The 21,644-nt window shown below is 35.2% G+C and carries 21 protein-coding genes; 6 read left to right on the top strand and 15 right to left on the bottom strand.

The features are described 5' to 3' along the window. Window positions 1-45 precede the first annotated feature (45 nt). From guaB to ACOCEA_RS15150, 6 genes are all read right to left on the bottom strand, one after another. Entirely contained in the window at window positions 46-1,518 is a 1,473-nt protein-coding gene (gene guaB / locus ACOCEA_RS15175) for an IMP dehydrogenase (protein WP_420757253.1), read from the bottom strand. A 55-nt stretch (window positions 1,519-1,573) separates the two neighbouring features. Then, window positions 1,574-2,071, bottom strand: coding sequence for a hypothetical protein (locus ACOCEA_RS15170; protein WP_420757115.1), 498 nt, complete (start codon window positions 2,069-2,071; stop codon window positions 1,574-1,576). After that, on the bottom strand, window positions 2,071-2,610 hold the full coding sequence (locus ACOCEA_RS15165; protein ID WP_420757114.1) for an FMN-binding protein: 540 nt from the start codon (window positions 2,608-2,610) through the stop codon (window positions 2,071-2,073). The genes ACOCEA_RS15170 and ACOCEA_RS15165 overlap by 1 nt, the downstream gene beginning before the upstream one ends. Window positions 2,611-2,688: 78 nt before the next feature. Next, window positions 2,689-3,870 carry a hypothetical protein gene (locus ACOCEA_RS15160; protein WP_420757113.1) on the bottom strand — a complete coding sequence of 394 codons (1,182 nt, stop codon included), beginning with the start codon at window positions 3,868-3,870 and terminating at the stop codon, window positions 2,689-2,691. Between the two features lie 399 nt (window positions 3,871-4,269). After that, the gene (locus tag ACOCEA_RS15155) at window positions 4,270-5,139 is read right to left on the bottom strand and encodes a hydroxymethylglutaryl-CoA lyase (protein WP_420757112.1); all 870 of its coding nucleotides are present in this window, start codon (window positions 5,137-5,139) and stop codon (window positions 4,270-4,272) included. Between the two features lie 57 nt (window positions 5,140-5,196). Continuing rightward, complete coding sequence (locus ACOCEA_RS15150) at window positions 5,197-5,817, bottom strand: LysE family translocator (RefSeq protein ID WP_420757111.1); 621 nt, start codon at window positions 5,815-5,817, stop codon at window positions 5,197-5,199. Between the two features lie 86 nt (window positions 5,818-5,903). Between ACOCEA_RS15150 and ACOCEA_RS15145 the strand changes: the two genes are divergently transcribed. Continuing rightward, window positions 5,904-6,326, top strand: coding sequence for a Dabb family protein (locus tag ACOCEA_RS15145; RefSeq protein WP_420757110.1), 423 nt, complete (start codon window positions 5,904-5,906; stop codon window positions 6,324-6,326). Between the two features lie 10 nt (window positions 6,327-6,336). Here ACOCEA_RS15145 and ACOCEA_RS15140 read toward each other — a convergent pair whose 3' ends face one another. Next, window positions 6,337-7,377: a quinone-dependent dihydroorotate dehydrogenase gene (locus ACOCEA_RS15140; protein ID WP_420757109.1), complete on the bottom strand. Its 1,041-nt coding sequence runs from the start codon at window positions 7,375-7,377 to the stop codon at window positions 6,337-6,339. 79 nt (window positions 7,378-7,456) lie between these two features. After that, window positions 7,457-7,867 (bottom strand): hypothetical protein, encoded by a 411-nt coding sequence (locus ACOCEA_RS15135; protein ID WP_420757108.1) that lies wholly within the window; start codon window positions 7,865-7,867, stop codon window positions 7,457-7,459. A gap of 113 nt (window positions 7,868-7,980) precedes the next feature. Here ACOCEA_RS15135 and pepT point away from each other — a divergent pair, with 113 nt between their 5' ends. Further along, on the top strand, window positions 7,981-9,204 hold the full coding sequence (gene pepT, locus ACOCEA_RS15130) for a peptidase T (RefSeq protein ID WP_420757107.1): 1,224 nt from the start codon (window positions 7,981-7,983) through the stop codon (window positions 9,202-9,204). A gap of 886 nt (window positions 9,205-10,090) precedes the next feature. On the opposite strand, the gene ACOCEA_RS15125 is transcribed toward pepT, so the two are convergent. The 4 genes from ACOCEA_RS15125 to nusB form a co-directional block, all read right to left on the bottom strand. Continuing rightward, on the bottom strand, window positions 10,091-11,440 hold the full coding sequence (locus tag ACOCEA_RS15125; protein WP_420757106.1) for a Gfo/Idh/MocA family protein: 1,350 nt from the start codon (window positions 11,438-11,440) through the stop codon (window positions 10,091-10,093). Between the two features lie 99 nt (window positions 11,441-11,539). Further along, window positions 11,540-11,827 (bottom strand): preprotein translocase subunit YajC, encoded by a 288-nt coding sequence (gene yajC / locus ACOCEA_RS15120; protein ID WP_420757105.1) that lies wholly within the window; start codon window positions 11,825-11,827, stop codon window positions 11,540-11,542. 21 nt (window positions 11,828-11,848) lie between these two features. Next, window positions 11,849-12,319, bottom strand: coding sequence for a DUF1573 domain-containing protein (locus tag ACOCEA_RS15115; RefSeq protein ID WP_420757104.1), 471 nt, complete (start codon window positions 12,317-12,319; stop codon window positions 11,849-11,851). A 44-nt stretch (window positions 12,320-12,363) separates the two neighbouring features. Beyond that, window positions 12,364-13,311: a transcription antitermination factor NusB gene (gene nusB / locus ACOCEA_RS15110; RefSeq protein ID WP_420757103.1), complete on the bottom strand. Its 948-nt coding sequence runs from the start codon at window positions 13,309-13,311 to the stop codon at window positions 12,364-12,366. 173 nt (window positions 13,312-13,484) lie between these two features. Between nusB and ACOCEA_RS15105 the strand changes: the two genes are divergently transcribed. The 3 genes from ACOCEA_RS15105 to ACOCEA_RS15095 all read left to right on the top strand — a co-directional run bounded on the left by ACOCEA_RS15105 (window position 13,485) and on the right by ACOCEA_RS15095 (window position 18,288). Then, on the top strand, window positions 13,485-15,236 hold the full coding sequence (locus ACOCEA_RS15105) for an ABC transporter ATP-binding protein (RefSeq protein ID WP_420757102.1): 1,752 nt from the start codon (window positions 13,485-13,487) through the stop codon (window positions 15,234-15,236). A 69-nt stretch (window positions 15,237-15,305) separates the two neighbouring features. Further along, window positions 15,306-15,683 carry a PUR family DNA/RNA-binding protein gene (locus tag ACOCEA_RS15100; RefSeq protein ID WP_420757101.1) on the top strand — a complete coding sequence of 126 codons (378 nt, stop codon included), beginning with the start codon at window positions 15,306-15,308 and terminating at the stop codon, window positions 15,681-15,683. Window positions 15,684-15,768: 85 nt separating this feature from the next. Beyond that, window positions 15,769-18,288, top strand: a complete 2,520-nt coding sequence (locus ACOCEA_RS15095) for a M14 family zinc carboxypeptidase (RefSeq protein WP_420757100.1) — start codon at window positions 15,769-15,771, stop codon at window positions 18,286-18,288. A 22-nt stretch (window positions 18,289-18,310) separates the two neighbouring features. Here the strand turns inward: ACOCEA_RS15095 and ACOCEA_RS15090 are convergent, their stop codons facing one another. Both ACOCEA_RS15090 and ACOCEA_RS15085 read right to left on the bottom strand, forming a co-directional pair. Beyond that, complete coding sequence (locus tag ACOCEA_RS15090) at window positions 18,311-19,369, bottom strand: lysophospholipid acyltransferase family protein (RefSeq protein ID WP_420757099.1); 1,059 nt, start codon at window positions 19,367-19,369, stop codon at window positions 18,311-18,313. Next, window positions 19,366-20,286 (bottom strand): bile acid:sodium symporter family protein, encoded by a 921-nt coding sequence (locus ACOCEA_RS15085; protein WP_420757098.1) that lies wholly within the window; start codon window positions 20,284-20,286, stop codon window positions 19,366-19,368. Before ACOCEA_RS15085 ends, ACOCEA_RS15090 begins: the two co-directional genes overlap by 4 nt. A 193-nt stretch (window positions 20,287-20,479) precedes the next feature. Between ACOCEA_RS15085 and ACOCEA_RS15080 the strand changes: the two genes are divergently transcribed. Next, entirely contained in the window at window positions 20,480-21,043 is a 564-nt protein-coding gene (locus ACOCEA_RS15080) for a thioredoxin family protein (RefSeq protein ID WP_420757097.1), read from the top strand. A 28-nt stretch (window positions 21,044-21,071) separates the two neighbouring features. Here the strand turns inward: ACOCEA_RS15080 and ACOCEA_RS15075 are convergent, their stop codons facing one another. After that, window positions 21,072-21,611, bottom strand: coding sequence for a YfiT family bacillithiol transferase (locus ACOCEA_RS15075; RefSeq protein ID WP_420757096.1), 540 nt, complete (start codon window positions 21,609-21,611; stop codon window positions 21,072-21,074). Window positions 21,612-21,644 lie beyond the last annotated feature (33 nt).

The raw sequence follows: 21,644 nt of genomic DNA, 5'->3' as shown, positions 1-21,644 counted from the left end.
AAAAAAGCCCTCCGAAAGAGGGCTTTTTTATGACTTTATTTTAATTTATCTACTATAATTTGGGCTTTCCTTTGTAATGGTCACATCATGAGGATGACTTTCATTGATTCCACTGGCTGTTATTTTTACAAATCGTCCGTTCTCCTTTAAAGTCTCTATATCCTTTGCACCACAATATCCCATACCTGCTCTTAACCCACCTACAAATTGGTGTATACTTTCATAAAGCTCCCCTTTATAAGGAACACGGCCTACAATACCTTCTGGCACCAATTTTTTAATATCATCTTCTACATCTTGGAAATAACGGTCTTTACTTCCTTGTTTCATCGCCTCCACAGAACCCATTCCACGATAGGATTTAAATTTTCTACCTTCATATATAATTGTCTCGCCAGGTGATTCTTTTGTTCCGGCCAACAAAGAACCTAGCATCACCGTGTCAGCACCTGCTGCAATAGCCTTTGGTATATCCCCAGTATAGCGAATTCCACCGTCGGCGATTACGGGAACTCCCGAACCCTTAATTGCGGCAGAAACTTCCAAAACTGCAGAAAACTGTGGAAATCCAACACCGGCAACTACCCGTGTTGTACAAATAGAACCAGGCCCAATACCTACTTTAACCGCATCTGCACCTGCTTCCACTAAATACTTTGCGGCTTCCCCAGTAGCGATATTACCTACGATAACCTCCAATTTTGGGAACTTCTTTTTTACTTCCTTTAGAACGGAAACAACTCCTTTGGTATGACCATGAGCTGTATCAATAACTACAGCATCCACACCAGCATTAACCAAGGCTTCTGCCCTATCAACAGCATCACCAGTTACGCCTAGTGCCGCAGCAACACGTAATCTACCATATTGATCTTTATTCGCAATTGGTTTTTGGGTAAGTTTGGTAATATCCCGAAAAGTGATAAGACCAACTAACTTATTATCCTTGTCCACCACGGGCAATTTTTCAATCTTGTTTTCTTGTAAAATATCCTCAGCTTGCTCCAATGAGGTACCTTCGCTAACTGTTACCAAATTTTCTGAAGTCATCACTTCAGCAATTGGCCTGTCATTGTTTTTTTCAAATCGTAAATCCCTATTGGTCACGATTCCTATTAATTTTCCAGAATCATCAACAATAGGTATTCCACCAATGCTAAATTCCTTCATACTTGCTTTTGCATCACGCACTAAAGAATTTAATGGCAGTGTTACAGGGTCCATGATCATACCACTTTCGGCCCTTTTTACCTTTCTAACCTTAAGCGCTTGCTGCTCAATAGTCATGTTCTTGTGCAAAACACCTATGCCACCTTCACGCGCAATAGCTATAGCCATTCTACTTTCAGTAACCGTGTCCATAGCAGCTGACACTATAGGTACATTAATAGTAATATTTCTAGTAAACTTAGACTGAATATTTACTTCTCTGGGCAGTACTTCGGAAAATGCAGGTACTAAAAGTACGTCATCATAAGTTAGACCTTCTCCGAGAATTTTATTTAGGTGGGCTTCCATCGCAATTAGGGATTTAATTGCGTGCAAATGTAGTGATTTTTATTGGTAAACTAATCTATTGGGTTTTTGTATTAAGGGTAAGTTGTAACAATACCAATAGTACGGATATAGAAAAAGTAAAAGTCATTAAGATACCGGAAAACACTATTACATACTTCATCCAATAAATACCACTCCAAAGCAAATATATTCCACCAAAAGTAAGCAGTACTGAGATAAAGGGTTCAACGGTTAAAAAAAGCTTTAATTTGGTGGACAGGTTGGTAAGCCACACCAATATTCCCAATAAAAAGAAGATAAAAGACATAGACAATACATGCGTATGAACTATAGTTAACATTTCCCTCTCACTTTTCTTAAACTTCATCACCACGGCATCTTCATCTTCCTCATTACCTAAATAATTCTCTTCTATTCCGTCTGGTGAATTAGTACTGCTTTCCGACACAAAGAGTAACCCGGTATAAAAACCGAAAGAAAGTATAACTACAAATGACCCTATAAACACTTTTATAGGACTTGGAAGTTGCTGTAATAGGCCATTTATTTGCATTACAATTGATTCTTATTTTTTAGGATAGTTAGGGACTGTAATAAATTGTCTATTGCATTGGTCATAGACCGTACAGATATGGTAGCACCAGCTATGCCATCTATATTAGTCTCGTAATCAACACGATCACCAATAGTCTTACCCAAAAATTGTTTTAGCCACCGTTTACTGCCAATTTCGCCTCCATATTCCTCACGGTATATCAACACTTTAGAATGTATAATTTTTAATTGTGGATCAAAAACTACCATAAAGTCAAATTTGGCAGTTTTACTAGATGCTTGATCCACAAATACGTACCCTAAAATATCATTGCTTGTATTTATTTTGAAAAAGTTATCTCCTGTTATCCTGATGGGTAACTTTGCAGACACATCTTGATTGGAAACCGCTACTGCTTCCAGTTCAAAAGTTTCAATATCCAATACATTTTGAATTTCTCTTACAACCTTCTTATGAATACTTTTTGAGAGTCCAAAACTGGACAAAAGCAATCCAAGAACAGCAAAAGCAACTACAAATCTTAGAGGTCTCATCATTTTAACAAATGTATTAAATTACATGGGATTGAATTTCATGAAAGAATTGAGGCTTAAAACAGCCTAACCCAAGATTCATTAAAACCAAACACCAATACCAAAATTTAGCCTATCTCTCACATCATTACCGTCCAAAGCATTAGTTCTAAACTGATAATCTCCTTTAAACACAACTCCTGGTGCAACATGATAGGTTAATCCAGTTGTAATATCGGTACGTTCATAAGCTAAATTCTTAACCAAAGAACCATCTGTATCCAAATGGGTATTGTACTTTTCATATCGGGTAAAAGCAAATAATTTTTGTTCTTTGGACGTAGGTAAAAGATTAAATGCACCTTCTATATACCAGCCTTGTAATGCACTACCCAAATCCTTACCCGTTAAATTATTATACGCCTCAGTGTCTGATAATGAGGCATGGATAAACTGTCCTCTAGCCGTAAATCTTTGATAGGCATAACGTGCATCCAAACCTAGCATTGCAATACCAATATTTGCACCATCAATACTCTCAACATCATCAGCAGCCTGTGTTTTTCCAAAATAAGTTGAAAAACCTAGACGTAACCCAGGTATGCCATAATAATCTAACTTAGTTGAAAGTGTAGGACTATCAACAGTAGATTGTATCGCTTTTTGGCGACCGCCCCTTAAACCGTTAGACCCTTTCAGAAAACCAGAAACTCCAGCTGCACCATCTGCTTCCGTAGATTTAAACCCATTGAAAACATACGCTTGATATCCTAAGGAAATATCATTAAACCTTCCTGAAACTCCAATTCCAATTTCCCTCCATGTCGTTGGCACGATGACATTGTCCATTTCCGGCCTTTCCGTACCGTTAAATGTTGTAGGTTCATGAAATTCATTTATTATACCCATAGGCACCAACATTAATCCACCACGGATACTTAGATTATTTCCTAGCGTATAATTTACGAATGCCTGTTCCACATAAATTTCGTTGACATGCTCTAATTCAACTTCAGTTACAAATTGGGTTTTATCGTTAAAGCGGTACCCGAATAACAAGACCATTCTTTGAACATCTAACTCTCCATTATCACCCTCTGGTTGATTATATAACATTTCTGCATAAGCACCTACAGTAACTGCAGAAGCATAGTTCCCAGAAAGTAAACGCTGAGCAGCATTTAATTGGGACTGTGGCACTAGTGTTATGGAGTCTGTTTTTGTTTGGGCCGTAATAATCGTAACAATTAACAGTAGCATTAACGGCAATATGAATCGTTTCATTTTAGATTGTTTTTATTTAGACTTGATATGAACAATTATTTTTTATGGGCCCAAATGTACTACCCAAAAACCAATCACACAAAATTATTTAAATTAAATCTAAATAAAATTTATATTTTTAACTGAACGATTCCAACTGAAAATAATTTGAAAACTAATTTCTTGACAGATATAAATCCCCTTTACATTATTTTTTTTGAACTTGCTTTCGAAGGGAACAAAAAGAATACCGAGAATCTTAAAAAACTGCAAGGTATTAATAGTAGACTCGCGAGCACCACAGGTGACGTTTGCTCCTAGCTCATATGAAATTACCACTTTGTACGATTTAATTGATGGCACCTTATTACAATTAAACCTTAATAGTTATTTAAACGGAGTTTTGGCAGATTATACCTTCTAATGATAAATAGAAAATAATTCAGTTGCCTTATTATATGCTGCCTCAAAAGCCATCCAATTAACACCTGTTTCCGCTTTTTTAGCAGTAAAATAGGACAACATCTTTTCAGTGGGCATATTACCGGTAAGTTCATCCTTAGCCATTGGACAACCACCAAAACCTTGCACCGCACCATCAAATCTAGTACAGCCTGCTTTATAAGCAGCGTCTACCTTTTCATGCCATTTTGAAGGGGTTGTATGTAAGTGTGCACCAAATTCTATTTGAGGATATTTAGGTATTAAATTTGAAAATAAATAACTTATGGTTTCTGGATCTGAAGTACCCACGGTATCGGACAAGGATATTATTTTTGCTCCCATAGCTGCTAATTTCTCTGTCCAATCCCCTACAATTTCAACATCCCAAGGATCTCCATAAGGATTTCCAAAACCCATTGAAATATAAGTTACCACCTCTTTTTCCGCTTTAAGGGCAATTTCAAAAATTTGTTTTAACGTTTCTATGGATTGTTCAATTGTTTTATGCGTATTACGCATTTGAAAATTCTCCGATATAGAAAATGGAAATCCTAAATAATTTATTTCTTCATGCAGTACTGCTTCTTGTGCTCCCCTAACATTGGCAACAATTGCCAGTAATTTACTCTTGGTCCTACTTAGGTCCAACATGGATAATACCTCTGCTGTATTTATCATTTGTGGGATTGCCTTGGGCGATACGAAACTTCCAAAATCTATTGTATCAAACCCGCAACCAAGTAAAGACTGTATATACTTTGCCTTTTGCTCAGCAGGTATAAACGCCTTTATACCCTGCATGGCATCTCTTGGGCATTCTATCAATTTAATTCTTGCATTAGGCATAATGTAAAAATACGAACTCCTACCAAGAGCGGATATAAATTATGTCTCAAATTAATTTTAGCTTATCAATACATAAACAGCCAAGGCTATAAATACAATTAATTGTAACCACTTAAGATATAATCCCACCTTAGAATTTGATTTAAGATAAGTGCCTATTCTACCAGATAAAATAGCGATTGTACCAAATACCATGGAGGACACAATAATAAAGAGCGCACCTAAAACATAAAATTGAATGACATTACTTAAGTTGTCCGAGAATAAAAATCCTGGAAAAAATGCTAAAAAAAAGATAGTGACTTTCGGATTTAAAACGTTCATAATAAATCCCTGCCGATAAAGTTTGAAAAATTTATTTTCCCTTATGGACGTATTTTCCAATACTAAACTGGAACTACTTTTAAAAACCCTAAATGCCAGATATAATAAATATGTGGCACCAAACACCTTTATACCGTTATAAATAGTAGGACTTTGTTTTAACAATGCCGATACACCAAATGCCAATAAGGTAGTATGAACCAAACATCCGGTCATTAAACCGGCTACAATGGCTAATCCATTCTTTTTACCATTAACCATGCTTTGTACAAGAACAAATATATTATCTGGTCCTGGTGATATGGCAAGAACTGCAGTTGCCAAAGAAAACGCCAATACTATGTTATAATCCAATATTTAATTTTATTCCAATTTTTGAAAAATACAAATTATGCTGCTAGCTTTTTAATTTTTAATATCTTGTCCCAAATTAAAAAAACATGAAATTAAAATATATAGTTGTAATGGCCATAATCTCAATGTTAACCTATGGTTTTACCAATAAAAAAAGAGCTGAAAATAATAATAACCAACCTGAACAAATGAACATTATTAAAGATAGTCTTCTACGTCATGTAGTTCTTTTTAAGTTTAAGGATGACACCTCTAAAGAGGATATAAAAAAAGTAGAGGACGCATTTAATGCACTACCTTCTAAAATAAAACAAATAACGGGTTATGAATGGGGAACCAATAATAGTCCAGAAGGTTTGGATAAAGGATTTACCCATTGTTTTTTCCTTACTTTTAAAAGCGAAGCGGACAGAGCTATTTATCTTCCACATCCAGATCATAAGGCTTTTGGTGATGTGTTAGGTCCACACTTGGATGATGTATTAGTACTCGACTATTGGACAAAATAAGTCCTATATTTTAAAATGTTTTCTCTAGTATAGCTTTGTTTATTTTTTTGACCAAGGCGGGCCCTTCATATACAAAACCCGTCCACAGTTGAATGAGGTCTGCCCCTGCTTCTAATTTTTCTAGTGCATCCTCTGCAGAATGTATACCCCCAACTCCTATTATAGGAAAGGCTTTGTTACTATTTTTTGACAAGAAACGAATCACTTCGGTGCTCCTTTCACGCAAAGGCTTTCCGCTTAAACCACCCGCTTGCTCGGTTAATAAATAGTCAGATTTTAAATCCTTTCTGGCAATGGTAGTATTTGTGGCAATAATTCCATCAATCTTAGTATTCTCGACAATATCAATAATATCCATGAGTTGATCGTCAGACAAATCGGGTGCAATTTTCAAAAGGATTGGCTTTCTCTTAATACCCCTTTTGTCAACATATTTTAAGTTCTCCTTCTGAAGTTCTTTCAAAAGGGCAGTTAAAGGTTCTTTATCTTGAAGTTCCCTTAAACCTGGAGTATTGGGGGAACTAACATTTACCACAAAATAATCTACATGATCAAAAAGGGCATCAAAACAAATAAGATAATCCTTAATTGCTTCGTTATTGGGCGTAACTTTATTCTTGCCAATATTCCCCCCTATTAATACTTTATGTTCCTTTCTTAGCTGCTCAACAGCCTCAAATACACCGTTATTGTTGAACCCCATTCTATTAATTATCGCTTTATCGGCCTTGAGCCTAAACAATCGCCTTTTAGGATTTCCATCCTGTGGTTTGGGGGTTAAGGTTCCAATTTCTATAAAACCAAATCCAAATTGTGATAGCTCATTGTACAATAATGCATTTTTATCAAATCCAGCTGCTAAACCCACTGGGTTCTTAAACTTTAGACCAAAAACTTCCTTTTCCAAGCGTTTATCCTCGACTTTAAAAAATGGTCCCATCAAGTTTAAAATCCCAAGTTTTGAAAAAAACTTAATCAAGGAAAAACTTAAATAATGAACTTTTTCAGGGTCGAATAAAAATAAGATTGGTCTAATAAGATATGTATACATTTGATGGAATGGTTAAGGGCAAAAATACAAACTGAACCTGATAAAATAGTTCGATAATATCACAAGAGACAAGAATTTATTAACGTTGTTTACTTGCAGCACTATCCAAATACACTTTAGGTACAATAACAAAAGGGGAACGGGAGGCCTCTTTACATAATGATAAGTATAACTCGTATTGTTTTTCATTAAAAAGCGACAGTACCTTTTTATCTATCATGGCCTGTACGAGTTGCATGCTATCCATAATGTTTTTGTATTTCCCAGCTAATTGCATTAACTCTTCTGAATTGCTTTGTGGATGTCTTCTTTTAATGTTTTCCAATTGATTGTTCAACAATTCATTTCTGTATTTTAATTCACCCCCAAAATTGGCAAGGTTTTCCTGTTGAAATTTATTCATCTGGAAAACTTCAATTAAAGTATCATCATCAGTAATGCCAACGCCCAGTATACAATCTGCTTGGGCTTTCACATTTAAGAAGCTCATAATCAAAACAACTTGGACCAGATAAAACAAACAACGCAGAATCATATATTACAATCTTAGAACGGCTACGAAAATACGATTTATAAGCCTATTTTTGATTAAAAACCGAATACATGCAGGACTTGATAACTAGATTTATAAGTTACGTTACCATTGACACACAAAGCGATCCAGCTTCTGAGACCACTCCTAGTACTAAAAAACAGTGGGATTTGGCCAACATACTTGTTTCCGAACTTAAAGCAATGGGAATGCAAGATGTTACCATTGACGACAATGCTTACATTATGGCAACTTTACCAAGCAATACCGTTAAAGAAGTACCGACCATTGGTTTTATTGCACATTTTGATACTACTCCAGATTTTTCAGGAACCAATGTAAAGCCGCAAATCATTTCTAATTACGATGGAAAGGATATCACATTGAACAAGGAGCAAAACCTGATATTATCTCCATCCTATTTTGATGATTTGTTGCAATATAAAGGGCAGACAATAATCACGACCGACGGTACAACCCTATTAGGAGCAGATGACAAGGCGGGTATAGCAGAGATTATGACCGCTATGGAATATTTATTAAACCATCCAGAAATAGAACATGGTACCATAAAAGTAGGATTTACGCCTGATGAAGAGATTGGTAGAGGGGCCCATAAATTTGATGTGAAAAAATTTGGAGCTGATTGGGCCTATACTATGGACGGCAGTCAAATTGGCGAATTGGAATATGAAAATTTTAATGCTGCGGGAGCTACCATAAAAATTACTGGAAAAAGTGTCCATCCTGGATATGCCAAAGGAAAAATGGTAAATGCCATTCTAATTGCCAATAAGATTATAGCAGCACTACCTGACAATGAAATACCTGAAAAAACATCGGGCAGGGAAGGTTTTTACCATATTGGAAATATACAAGGCAATGTAGAAACAGTAACGCTAGACTTGATTATTAGAGACCATGATAAGTCAGCTTTTGAGGAAAGAAAACAGGTAATACAATCCATTATAGACCAATTAAACAGAAGCTATGGCAACTGCATTGCGCTAAGCCTAAAAGACCAATATTACAATATGCGTGAAAAGGTAGAACCCGTTTACCACATTGTTGAAATTGCTGAAAATGCCATGAAAGCCATTGGGATAACCCCAATCATAAAACCTATACGAGGTGGTACAGATGGTTCACAGCTAAGCTTTATGGGACTTCCTTGTCCCAACATTTTTGCTGGTGGCCACAACTTTCATGGTAAATATGAATATGTGCCTGTGGATAGTATGCAAAAGGCCGTTGAAGTTATTGTGAAAATTTGCGAACTTACAGCAAACAGATAAGTATGAAAAAAAAAGAAACCGAATCAAAAAACGGGAGAACTAGTAAAAATTTTTAACGAATACAGAAAGAACGCCAACTTTTTAAACCAAATCGGCCATGACACCTACCATATTAGTAAAACGAAAAATGGCTACACTGTAAACATAAACAGGGAACGCGGAAATAATGAAACCCATACATTCACAACAAAAAACGAAGCACAGGCCTTTGTGAAATCATTAAAATAATACTGTTTTACCAATTGCTGAGGCATATGAATTTCCTACGCGTAACTTAAAATAGAAAAATCAGAAAAAAGAAGCGTCTTATACTGAATACTTTATATTCAAAAGGCCATTGAAAGTATTAGGGAAATAGCACTAAAAACATTGCTTTAGCGAACAATTAAATGGAACTTTCCAACGTATACATACAATCAATAAAAAAATGTATTGGCTGTATGCAAACATAAGGAACACTTTAGTATTTGTTTTTTTAACGGTTTTTTTGAGTGACCAAAAAAATGTATTGGAAAATGCACACGTAGGTAAGACCCAAGCCATCAGACATAAGAAATTTAAATTAATTGATAATATTGATTTAAAAACTGTTTTAAATTATTTTACTGAGGCTATTCAAAACTAAAAAAAGGTTTGCAGCTTATTCCTAAAAACAAATTCAAACCCAGTAGTAGTAACCGTATATTTAGAAGAAGCATTAAGGGAAAATATGAGCTTAAAAGATGCCTTTTTTTCGCTACCCCTTTTAATCAAAAAGAATATGCTTAATCTTTAACACAAACCAAACAGGACAAAACCAAAATAAGTAGGTTCAATAAAATAAAACCTAAGATTTTGTCCGGTAAGGGTTTAAATGATATATGATATATAAGTGTACTATTAAATATTATAAAATCGGCAATTGCCAACCATTTTGATAATTAGCCTTTAAATGTATATTAGCTTCTTCATTCTTAAACTGTCCAGAAGTATTATCCCAATAAATTCTATTGCCCGTTTTAAAGGCAACATTCCCCATGTGGGAAACCAAAGCGGCATCGTACCCAACTTTTATTGGGGCGGTAAGCTGGGAATTATCCCTTGACTTTACGGCATCCATAAAATTTTTGGTATGAAGATCCAAACCACTTTGACCACCATTATCAAATGCCATACCCTCCATTTTAGGTATTCCTTCTTTACCCCAACCTTGAAATTCCTTTTCCGGGATTACTTCCCACCCTTGCCTATCTAGCACTAATGTCCCATTATTACCTATAAAAGCAATGCCATGGTTTCTGCCATAGTTACCACCATCTATGCCGGTTGCATGTTCCCAAAGTATTGAGAAGCCGTCATATTCAAAAACTGTCTGTAATGTATCGGGTGTTTCCGAAGCGTCATCAGGATATGCAAATTTACCACCCAATGCCATCACAGATTTTGGTGTACCAGCTTTCATACCATACAATGCATAATCAATCAAATGCACTCCCCAATCCGTCATTAAACCACCGGCATAATCCCAAAACCATCTGAAGTTGAAATGAAATCTATTGGGATTAAATGCTCTTTTCTGAGCAGGTCCCAACCACATATCATAGTCTACACCATCAGGAACAGGGCCATCCGATACTATAGGCACAGGTTTCATCCAACCTTGATATGCCCAAGCTTTTGCCAAACGTATTTCTCCCAATTTACCGGAATGCACAAAATTAATGGCATCCACAAAATGTGGTTGACTTCGTTGCCATTGCCCTATTTGCACCATCCGGTCGCTTGCACCTACATAATCCAGCATTATATTGGCCTCTTGTACTGAATTTGCTATGGGCTTTTCACAATACACATCTTTACCAGCCTGTAAAGCGTCCGTAAACTGTAAACAATGCCAATGATCTGGTGTACCAATAATCGCAATGTCAATATCTTTGTTTTCTAATAGTTTACGATAATCCTTGTACCATTTGGGCTTTTTAATTCCCGCCTTATCCAAATCAGCTGTTCTCTTCCTTAAAACAGATTCATCAACATCACATAAGGCAATAACATTAATATCGCTCATTTTAAGAAAAGAGGAAAGGTCCGAAAACCCCATCCCATTGCATCCTATGAGCCCCACGTTAATTGTGTCATTTGGGCCAACTTTTTTACGCATAATTGCCAACAACTCCATCGGCAACAAGAATGAAGCTCCAGTTATTGCTAACCCCGCGGTACTTTTTTGAATAAATTTTCTTCTATTATAAGGCATTGGTAAATAGTTTTATGGAATTGAAGATACCAAATAAGTGGGTAAAAAAAAAGCACCGATGTTAAACATCGGTGCTTAAATTTATTAAGAGAAAAAAGATTATTTTTTCTCAGGAGCTGTTAATTTTTTACTCATTTCCATAGAAATGGCAGATCTATCAAATTTTAGTTTTCCGGCCATGGTTTCCAAAATGCAAGAAGAATCCTTATCATTTAAATCTACAACCTTACCATGCAGACCACTTTTGGTTATTACACGATCTCCACGTTTTAATTCTGCTGAAAATTTCTTCTCATCTTTTTGTCTTTTCATTTGTGGTCTGATCATAAAGAAATATGCCACCACAAATATTAAGATCATCGGCAGAAACTGCCCTATATCACCCATGTTTTGGTATGTATTAAATTATTATTTAACAGGTCCTAATGGAGCTGCTCCTTTTGGATTTACAAAAGCCTTAATTCTTAAAGTCTCAGAGCCTTTCTCAGTATTTGCCGTAACCGTAATGGTTTTTGTAACTTGATTTTGACCAGAACCATTAAACTTTACGATAAGTTCGCTGGTTTCTCCTGGTGCAATTGGTTCCTTTGGAGGGTTTGGCACTGTACAACCACAACTACTTTTAGCATCTGTTATTATTAAAGGTGCATTACCTGTATTTGTAAATTTAAATGCGGTTTCCTGTGGTGTTCCTTGCTCAATTGTTCCAAAATCATGCTCTGCCTTTTCAAAAGACATTACTGGAACAGCTTTTGCCGCTTCATCCCTTACTGCAGCTTCTGCTACATTATCAGTCTTTATTTTACTTGATGCGTTTTCTTTACATGAGGTAAAAGCGAACATTGCCACCATACCAACAATACAAATTCCTTTTTTCATTATAACTTGATTTTTATATTTAAACGTAAAATTAGAAAATATTTTTATAACAGACCCCTACCTATTTTATTAAGCTTACCTTCTGCCTTATATTCCTTTGCAAGTTTATCTAAAATACCATTGATAAAGATGCTACTTTTTGGTGTGGAGTATTCTTTTGCAATTTCTAGATATTCATTTATGGTAACCCGTTCTGGGATTGATGGAAAATTAAGTAGTTCGCAAATTGCCATTTTTAAGAGTATAGCATCTACATCTGCAATACGATCCTTATCCCAATTAGGCGTCTTACCTTCTATTTCCTTTTCAAGAGTTTCGTTCTTTAATAAAGTCTTGGTCAATAATTGGTTGGCAAAATCCAAATCTTCACTATCCTTTATCAATCTTGGCAAAAAATAAGATGCCTCATGGTTAGGCTTCGCCTTTTTAAATAGTTTAACCAAGAAAGTATTCACAATGGGAATATCATCTATCCAAGTTAACTTATCATCCTCAAAGTAATCATATATTTTATCGTTAGGAGCTATAATATCTTTAAACACTGCAATGATAAATTCTTTGTCTTGGGTATAATCACTTTTCTCACTCGACATGTATTCCTTGTAAATATCGCTATCTATAATATTCTTATAGATCAACTTTACATACTCCTCGTTCATATACCAATTGTCCAATTTTCTATTGGAAAGTTCTTCCTTAAGCAAATGGTTCTGTTGTAATTGAAGTAAAAGTCGATTCGTTGCAAATTTTTCGCTATTCGGAAAATCTTGCTTGGAATTGTTTAAATATGTTTTTGAGGAGAGAATTACCTGCTCAGCAGCCTTTTTCTGTAATTCCACAAAGAAACTCAACCATAAAAGATATAAGGTATACGTATTGTCAATACTTACTCTTAAAAATTTTTCCTGCTTTTGCAGCGAGTCATCCTTGGATTGGATCAGGGCATAAATGCATTGCATTACTTTTACCCTAATATGCCTTCTTGTGAGCATGTTAAAGAACTTTTGTTTTATGATTGATTTTAAAGAGCACAAAAGTAAGCAACCTTTCAAAGCACCACAATAGCAATTGCAATTATCTTAGGTAATTTATAACATTTGATTCATCGTCAAAAACCTATCTTTGGCAAATCTTTTAATAAAATCAGCCCTTTTGAAGATTAGAAATGAAGGAACTTAGGCATCTAAACAAATATTTTAAAAAATACTGGGGTAAACTTCTGTTAGGAATTATAATTACCATTATTGCTAGACTTTTTCAATTGGTGATGCCTACATATGTTAACCAATCTATTACCGTTGTTCAGCAATTTCTAGATTCAGAACTTACAAAAGGCAATGCACAATCCTTATTATTAGAATATATATTGATTATAGTTGGGGCCGCACTTTTATCTGGCTTCTTTACCTTTTTAATGCGCCAAACCATAATTAACATCTCTAGATACATTGAATATGATTTGAAGAACGAGATTTTTGACCATTATCAAATCTTAAGCTTAAACTTTTATAAAAAAAACAGAACAGGCGATTTAATGAACCGCATAAGTGAAGATGTAAATCAAGTCAGATCATATGCAGGCCCCGCCATAATGTATGGTATTCAGACATTGACACTTTTTGCTTGTTTAGTACCCTTAATGTTTATTAAAGCACCAACACTTGCGGCGTATACACTACTGCCCTTGCCCATTCTTTCCGTTTTAATTTATAAAATAAGTAATGTCATACACAAAAGAAGTACCATTGTTCAAGAATATCTCTCTTCATTATCAACCTTTACACAAGAAGTTTTTTCTGGGGTATCTGTAATTAAAGCATATGCATTAGAACCACAAACCAATACAGAATTGCAGGAATTGACAAATGATGGCAAAAACAAAAGTATGAGCTTGGCAAAAGTAAATGCTTGGTTTTTTCCGCTAATGATCTTACTTATTGGCATTAGTAATATTCTTGTGATATATATAGGCGGCATGCAATATATTAATGGTGAAATTGGAGTTGGTCTTATTGCAGAGTTCATTCTTTATGTGAACATGTTAACATGGCCAGTGGCAATCGTAGGTTGGCTAACCTCTATTGTTCAAACAGCCGAAGCCAGTCAAAAAAGAATAAATGAGTTTTTAAATCAACAATCAGAACTTAGCAATACAAATGCCAAACACCATAAAATTAACGGTAAAATTGAGTTTAGAAATGTTTCCTTTACTTATGAGGACACAGAGATAAATGCGATAAAAAACCTTTCATTCGTTATAGAACCGGGCCAAACAATTGCAATTATTGGCAAAACTGGCTCTGGAAAGTCTACAGTTTTAGATTTAGTGGCTAGACTTTATGATGTTACTTCCGGAGAAATATTGATAGATGATATTCCTATTGATGAGATAGATTTGATGGATTTAAGAAGTGCCATTGGGGCTGTACCGCAAGATGCATTTCTATTTTCGGACAGCATTAAGAACAATATAAAATTTGGCAAGTATAATGCCACTGATGAGGAAATAATCCAAGTTGCAAAAGAAGCTGTTGTCCATGAGAATATTATGGGGTTTAGCAAACAATATGATACAGTTTTAGGAGAAAGGGGAATTACCTTAAGTGGTGGTCAAAAACAAAGGGTCTCTATTGCCAGGGCTTTAATGAAAGATCCAAAAATTTATCTTTTTGATGATTGTTTGTCTGCCGTTGATACCGAAACGGAAGAAGAAATTCTGAAAAACTTAAAATCCGCGTCCCAAAATAAAACTACTTTACTAGTTAGCCATAGGGTCTCCTCTGCAAAAAATGTGGATAAAATATTGATTTTAGAGGACGGAAAGTTAATTCAAGAAGGGACACATGAAATGTTAAATTCAACCGAAGGCTATTACCAAGAACTGTATAGGAATCAGCTTACAGACAAAGAAAACTAGAAAATTGTTGTCGGATACCATTTTTTTTTCCATTTTTGGTAGACTAACCATATATTTTAACGATAGGAAATGAGCGAAAGAGATTTAATGGATCAGGAAGAAATTCACTCCAAAGTATTGCGAGCAGGAAGAAGAACTTACTTTTTTGATGTAAGAAGCACAAAGGCGGGTGACTATTATTTAACCATCACTGAAAGCAAAAAATTCACTCATGATGATGGGTCATTTCATTACAAAAAACACAAAATTTATCTATATAAAGAAGATTTTGATGCCTTTAAGGAAAATGTAGAAGAAATGATGGATTTCATAATTAATGAAAAAGGTGAAGAGGTTATATCCGAAAGACATCAAAAAGATTTCAAAAAAGAGGAGAGTGAAACAAGCATATTGGATGAGGAAACTACAACTGGGAGTTTTACCGATGTAAATTTTGAGGATATTTAAGCCTTAATACTCTTAAATATATGATAACGGCTCTTGTAATTAAGGGCCGTTTTTTATTTTTATAAACAACTAATTCAAACTTTATATGAGAAAATTATTACTACTCACCATTTTTTGTGTACACCTCACATCCTTGGCCCAAGATAAATGGGACCTAAGTTATTTTTTACCAGATGGTGTAACATACGATAGTAACATACCTACCCCTAAAGATATTATTGGACATGAAGTTGGGGAATGGCATGTTACCCATGACAAGCTTATGTTCTATATGAAAACATTAGCGGAAAAAAGTGACCGTATAACCATCGAGAACAGAGGAGAAACTTTTGAGGGCAGACCTATTTTGTTGCTTACGGTTACCTCTCCTAAAAACCATCAAAAAATAGAGCAAATTAGGGAAGAGCATATCGCATTAACCGAAAATGGAACCGATTTGGATACTTCCAATATGCCAATAATAGTATACCAAGGTTTTTCCATTCATGGTAATGAGCCCAGTGGTGCCAATGCCGGTTTGGCATATGCCTATTACTTGGCAGCTGCACAAGGTCCAGAGATAGAGGAAATATTGGATAAAATGGTAATCTTAATGGACCCTTCCTTTAATCCCGATGGCTTGCAACGATTTGCTTATTGGGCCAATACAAATAAAAGTATTAATCTAGTTTCAGATAATAACGAACGTGAGTATCATGAAGTTTGGCCAGGTGGTAGAACCAATCATTATTGGTTTGATATGAACCGTGATTGGTTACCTGTTCAGCTCCCCGAAAGTAGGGCCAGAATTGCAAGTTTTCACAAATGGCTCCCTAATATTTTAACCGACCATCATGAAATGGGAACCAACTCCACATTCTTTTTTCAACCAGGGGAACCTACTAGGGTACACCCTTTAACACCTAAAATCAACCAAGAACTAACTGAAGAAATAGGTACTTATCATGCTAAGGCATTGGACAAAATAGGTTCATTGTATTATTCAGAAGAAGGGTATGATGATTATTATTATGGCAAAGGTTCAACTTTTCCTGATGTGAATGGTAGTATTGGAATCCTTTTTGAGCAAGCAAGCTCTAGAGGACATATACAAGAAAGTGAAAACGGTTTACTTACATTCCCCTTTACTGTGCGCAATCAATTTACAACTGCCCTTTCAACCATAGTAGCGGCAAAAAATATGCGAGAGAAAATTTTGAATTATCAACGTACGTTTTACCAAGACGTAAAAACCGAGGCTAGCAAAAGTAAAACAAAAGGAATAGTTTTTGGCGATAGCAAAGATGGTGCGAAAGCTTGGCACTTGGCAGAGATTTTAAAGCGACACCAAATTAAGGTTCATGATCTTAACAATGATGCTTCCATTAATGGCAAATCATACAAGAAAGGAAAAAGTTATGTAGTTCCTATGGACCAGAAGAACCCCAGATTAATTAAGGCAATGTTTGAAAAAAGAACAACGTTTACCGATAGCCTGTTCTACGATATCTCTGCCTGGACATTTCCTTTAGCTTTTAATGTTGATTATACAGAGGTGAATTCATTATCAAATGCTGGTGAACTGATTACTACGTTAACACCTATTTCCGGATCTGTTTCTGGACAAAGCAATTATGCCTATTTATTTGAATGGAATGAATATTACACCCCAAAGGCACTTAATTCCATTATGGAAAAAGGACTAAGGGCCAAAGTTGCCAAATCGCCATTTACCTTAGAAGGCAAGACCTATGATTATGGTACTATTATGATACCTGTTCAAAACCAAGAGCTAAGTCCAGCAGAATTATATGGGTTTATGGAGAAAATTGCAAAAGAAAGTATGTTGAAAATAACTTCTGTAGGCACTGGCCTTACTAAAGGTATAGATTTGGGAAGTAATGATTTTGACCCAGTAAAGAAGCAAAAAGTTGCCATAATAGTGGGTGATGGAATCCGCTCATATGATGCTGGTGAGATATGGCATTTGTTTGATACCCGTTACAATATGCAGTTAAGCAAAATTGACCTTGCCTACCTAAACACTGTTGATTTAAGCAAGTATACAGATATTATTTTACCGAGTTCAAATGGTAATGCTATTGACAAAAGCAGTACTAGCAATTTAAAAGAATGGGTAAAAAATGGCGGCACTTTAATTGGCTATAGGAATGTAGCAGAATGGTTTGCCAAAAATGAATTCATGAAATTAAAATTCAAGAAAGACACCCTAGTGGCCAAAAACATATCATTTGACCAGAAACGGGATTTTAATGGTGCCCAAGTTACGGGAGGCGCCATATTTGAATCCATATTGGACAGGTCGCATCCAATAAATTATGGATACAAAAACAGCGATCTAGCACTATTTCGCAATACAAACGTTTACATAGAGCCAGATAAGGACAGTTATAATAATCCTATCCAATATACAGCAAACCCATTGTTGAGCGGTTATATATCAGAAGAAAATTTAGAATTGATCAAGAATACCGTTCCATTTCAAGTGCAACGAATGGGAAAAGGAAGGGTTGTTGCATTTACCGACAACACCAACTTTAGGGCATTTTGGTATGGTACCAACAAGTTATTAATGAACGCTATTTTCTTTGGTGAGATGATGTAAAGACTAAAACGGTCAGGCTCTATTAATGTAATGCAGCCTGACCATATTTTACAAAAAGCCAATTGAACACAAAAATGCCCAATACCATAAGTATAGCTATATTTATATTTACTAATAGCCCTATTGAAATTAGCAGGATACTATAATACCCTATAAAACCAATAAATGCAGTTACAAAACGAAATGTGCCTAAAAATTCAGCTTCCAAAACTTTTGGTTTAATAAAGCTTCTCCAAATTAGTATTATAGGAAAATTAAGTGTCGTAAAAAATGGATAAAAAATAGAACTGCTTTTCTTCTTAAATTCTTGGTTTTCACCTAAATTTTCACTTCCCAAAAATTCACTTATTAGTTCATTTGTTTCCTTCGGATTTAGGAAATCAACGTTGTTATTCATTAAGAAATCAATGATTTTATCATAGTTTTCCTCCAAGGGGACATGGGTAGTAAGTTCTTGTAAACATTTAGAAACTTCATGTTTAATTTCGATCGTGATATTGAGCCGGTCGACTTGCCCTAAAAATGCTTGTAATGCTATAGGTCTACCATAGTACACCGCTACCTCATCAGGAAAACCGGTAGCGTGCTTATAGTTTAAGCCAACCGGCACAATTTGCACATCCAATGCGGGATCTAACTCCAAGGCCCTGAATAAAACACGTGTAAAACCTTTACTTAAGTTACGAACCCTTCTTTTTAGATTATGGTTGGCCTCTGGAAACATGACAATGGCCTCACCATTGTTCAAAGCCTTTGCACAACTGTTAAAAATAGCATCATTTTTAGCTAATGTTGCCCTACCATCCCTAATCCGATAGATAGGTATCATTCTAAAAAAACTAAAAATACGATTTAACCAAGGGTTTCCAAATACATCGGAACGAGCAAGAAAATAAGGCTTTCTCTTACAGTCCGTGGCAATTAGGAGCACGTCCAACAAGGCACTTTGATGATTAGGCAAAAATAGGACAGGTTTGTTTGTTGGTACATTGTCCAATCCTACTACACGTATATTTTTATGATAAACATGTAGTCCATACCTCATAATTAATTTAATACTATTATATATGAAATTTTTCAAGCCAACTCTTTATTTATTAGTGGTCTATACCCCCAATAACTGGCCAATAACAAACCAGAAATGATATGCCATACTCCCCAAAAGGCTGCTAAAAGAGCCATACCACCTAAACCATCAAAAAAAGTAAAAATCAATAATAAACCCAAACCAGAATTCTGAATTCCAGTTTCAATGGTAATAGATTTTACATCCTTTTTAGCTAAAACAAACAGTTTGGATATAGAAAAACCAGTAAAAAAGGCCAATATATTATGTATTACCACAATCCAAAAAACATAAAAAATATATTCCATAAATATTTCCTTGTTATTATAAAGTGCTATAAAAACCAATGCTATAAAAAATAGCAGTGAAACAATCTTCAAGACTTTTGCCAGTTTTATGGCCAAATTGGGTTTCCAATAATTAATGAACATACCCAGTACCAAGGGCAAGCCTAACAGTAACGATACTAGTTTTACCATTTCAAAAGGAGATACCGCAACGGTTTCTAAAACTGAAGATGTTGGTCCATAAAGAGAGCCCCAAAACTGAAAATTCAATGGCGTCATAACAACCGCCAATAAAGTAGCTATACCTGTTAAGGAGACCGATAAAGCAGAATTACCCCCTCCTAGATGTGTTATAAAATTAGATATATTACCTCCAGGACAGGCAGCTACCATAAACATGCCCATGGCTATACTTGGATATGGATCAATAAAATAAACCAACATGTAAGTTAAGGCAGGCAGTAATACAAACTGACTTAACACACCAACCAAAATTGCTTTGGGCTTAGACCAAAGCATTTTAAAATCCCTAATTGAGATATCTAAAGCTACACCGAACATTACAAACGCCAGTACAACATTCATGGTCCATAATGCCTCGGTATCAAAATTAATCTGTACGCTATCTAAAGAAGTGGATATCAATACTAAATATTTTCTGGGATGTCTTTAATGACATGAACCGTAAAATCCAAGATATTCAAATTTTATTTAGCATACAAAGGAAACTTAGTAGTTAATGGGCATCCTAAAAAACACCACTATTCCGCTTCCTTTATTTATGTAAAATAATGGAAGTCTTATTTTATTTTAACTTTGTGATAAAGATATTCTTACCATGGCAAGAACCGAAAGTAATATGCTGGCCCTAGGGACCATTGCACCAGATTTTAAGCTATATGACACAGTTACAGATAAAAATTTATGTTTATCCGAAATAAAGGGAAAACAAGGAACTGTTATAATGTTTATTTGCAATCACTGTCCTTTTGTAGTTCATGTAAACCCAAAAATTACTGAGCTTGCTAAAACATATCAGGCAAAAGGAATAGAGTTTATTGCTATTTCCAGTAATGATATTATTAAATATCCTCAGGATGCACCAGATTTAATGAAGAAAAAAGCTGCCGAAGAAGGATATACCTTTCCTTATTTATTTGATGACACCCAAGAAGTGGCAAAAGCGTATGATGCTGCGTGTACACCAGACTTCTATTTATTCAATGCTGACTTGAAATTAATTTATAGGGGGCAATTGGATGATTCCAGACCAGGAAATGGATTGCCTTTAACGGGAAAGGATTTAATAAATGCTTTAGAAGACCTATTAAATGGCAATGAAATAACAGCCTTACAAAAACCAAGTATTGGCTGCAACATTAAATGGAAACAATCATCCTAAAACTCCCATTTTCATGTTCAAATGGGGTTTATAACCATCCCTCTCTTTTGGCCAAATTAAAAATATGCGCATAATGATGGTTGCTATGCCAAGCATATTTTCCAATATTTTCTGCGACAGATACTTGCACATTACCTTCTGGATGTAAATAATATCTATTCAAATCATCTTGCGTTAGTCCTTTTAATAAAAAAACCAATTTGGCATGTAAAGCACTTAGGTATGTGAGAGAAAGTTGAATTGGGGCCGTTTTTGCATCGCTAAGTTTACTCCAGTCTTTTTCTTCATAAGCCTTAATTACGGGTTGCTTTTCTGTTAAGGCCCATTTAAAGCGAGTATAGCTATGATGATGGCTATCCGCTATGTGATGTATCAACTGTCTAATGGTCCATCCCTCTGGCCTATAAGGTGTTTCCAACTGATCTTCTGTGAAATTTCCAACAAGTAAAGTTAGTCTTTGCGGTAATGTTTCCAAGACCTCTATCCAGATTGATATCATTTCATCGGTAATACTTTCCGGAACTTTAAAATGACCAATAGGGTAACGTAATTTTTCTAAATCATCCATAACTCAAAAATAAAAAACTTTAATAGACTTTTA

Source organism: Maribacter luteocoastalis (assembly GCF_048890225.1).
Taxonomy (GTDB): Bacteria; Bacteroidota; Bacteroidia; order Flavobacteriales; family Flavobacteriaceae; genus Maribacter; species Maribacter luteocoastalis.
This window is presented reverse-complemented; position numbering and strand designations above follow the sequence as displayed.

What these genes read in the sequence shown, in the direction of transcription:
- ACOCEA_RS15095 (WP_420757100.1), top strand. Translation starts at nt 15,769, where the DNA reads ATGAGAAAATTATTACTACTCACCATTTTTTGTGTACACCTCACATCC.
- ACOCEA_RS15100 (WP_420757101.1), top strand. Translation starts at nt 15,306, where the DNA reads ATGAGCGAAAGAGATTTAATGGATCAGGAAGAAATTCACTCCAAAGTA.
- ACOCEA_RS15145 (WP_420757110.1), top strand. Translation starts at nt 5,904, where the DNA reads ATGAAATTAAAATATATAGTTGTAATGGCCATAATCTCAATGTTAACC.
- ACOCEA_RS15165 (WP_420757114.1), bottom strand. Translation starts at nt 2,610, where the DNA reads ATGATGAGACCTCTAAGATTTGTAGTTGCTTTTGCTGTTCTTGGATTG.
- pepT (WP_420757107.1), top strand. Translation starts at nt 7,981, where the DNA reads ATGCAGGACTTGATAACTAGATTTATAAGTTACGTTACCATTGACACA.
- ACOCEA_RS15135 (WP_420757108.1), bottom strand. Translation starts at nt 7,867, where the DNA reads ATGAGCTTCTTAAATGTGAAAGCCCAAGCAGATTGTATACTGGGCGTT.
- ACOCEA_RS15075 (WP_420757096.1), bottom strand. Translation starts at nt 21,611, where the DNA reads ATGGATGATTTAGAAAAATTACGTTACCCTATTGGTCATTTTAAAGTT.
- ACOCEA_RS15160 (WP_420757113.1), bottom strand. Translation starts at nt 3,870, where the DNA reads ATGAAACGATTCATATTGCCGTTAATGCTACTGTTAATTGTTACGATT.
- ACOCEA_RS15170 (WP_420757115.1), bottom strand. Translation starts at nt 2,071, where the DNA reads ATGCAAATAAATGGCCTATTACAGCAACTTCCAAGTCCTATAAAAGTG.
- yajC (WP_420757105.1), bottom strand. Translation starts at nt 11,827, where the DNA reads ATGGGTGATATAGGGCAGTTTCTGCCGATGATCTTAATATTTGTGGTG.
- ACOCEA_RS15115 (WP_420757104.1), bottom strand. Translation starts at nt 12,319, where the DNA reads ATGAAAAAAGGAATTTGTATTGTTGGTATGGTGGCAATGTTCGCTTTT.
- ACOCEA_RS15125 (WP_420757106.1), bottom strand. Translation starts at nt 11,440, where the DNA reads ATGCCTTATAATAGAAGAAAATTTATTCAAAAAAGTACCGCGGGGTTA.
- guaB (WP_420757253.1), bottom strand. Translation starts at nt 1,518, where the DNA reads ATGGAAGCCCACCTAAATAAAATTCTCGGAGAAGGTCTAACTTATGAT.
- ACOCEA_RS15155 (WP_420757112.1), bottom strand. Translation starts at nt 5,139, where the DNA reads ATGCCTAATGCAAGAATTAAATTGATAGAATGCCCAAGAGATGCCATG.
- ACOCEA_RS15080 (WP_420757097.1), top strand. Translation starts at nt 20,480, where the DNA reads ATGGCAAGAACCGAAAGTAATATGCTGGCCCTAGGGACCATTGCACCA.
- ACOCEA_RS15140 (WP_420757109.1), bottom strand. Translation starts at nt 7,377, where the DNA reads ATGTATACATATCTTATTAGACCAATCTTATTTTTATTCGACCCTGAA.
- nusB (WP_420757103.1), bottom strand. Translation starts at nt 13,311, where the DNA reads ATGCTCACAAGAAGGCATATTAGGGTAAAAGTAATGCAATGCATTTAT.
- ACOCEA_RS15105 (WP_420757102.1), top strand. Translation starts at nt 13,485, where the DNA reads ATGAAGGAACTTAGGCATCTAAACAAATATTTTAAAAAATACTGGGGT.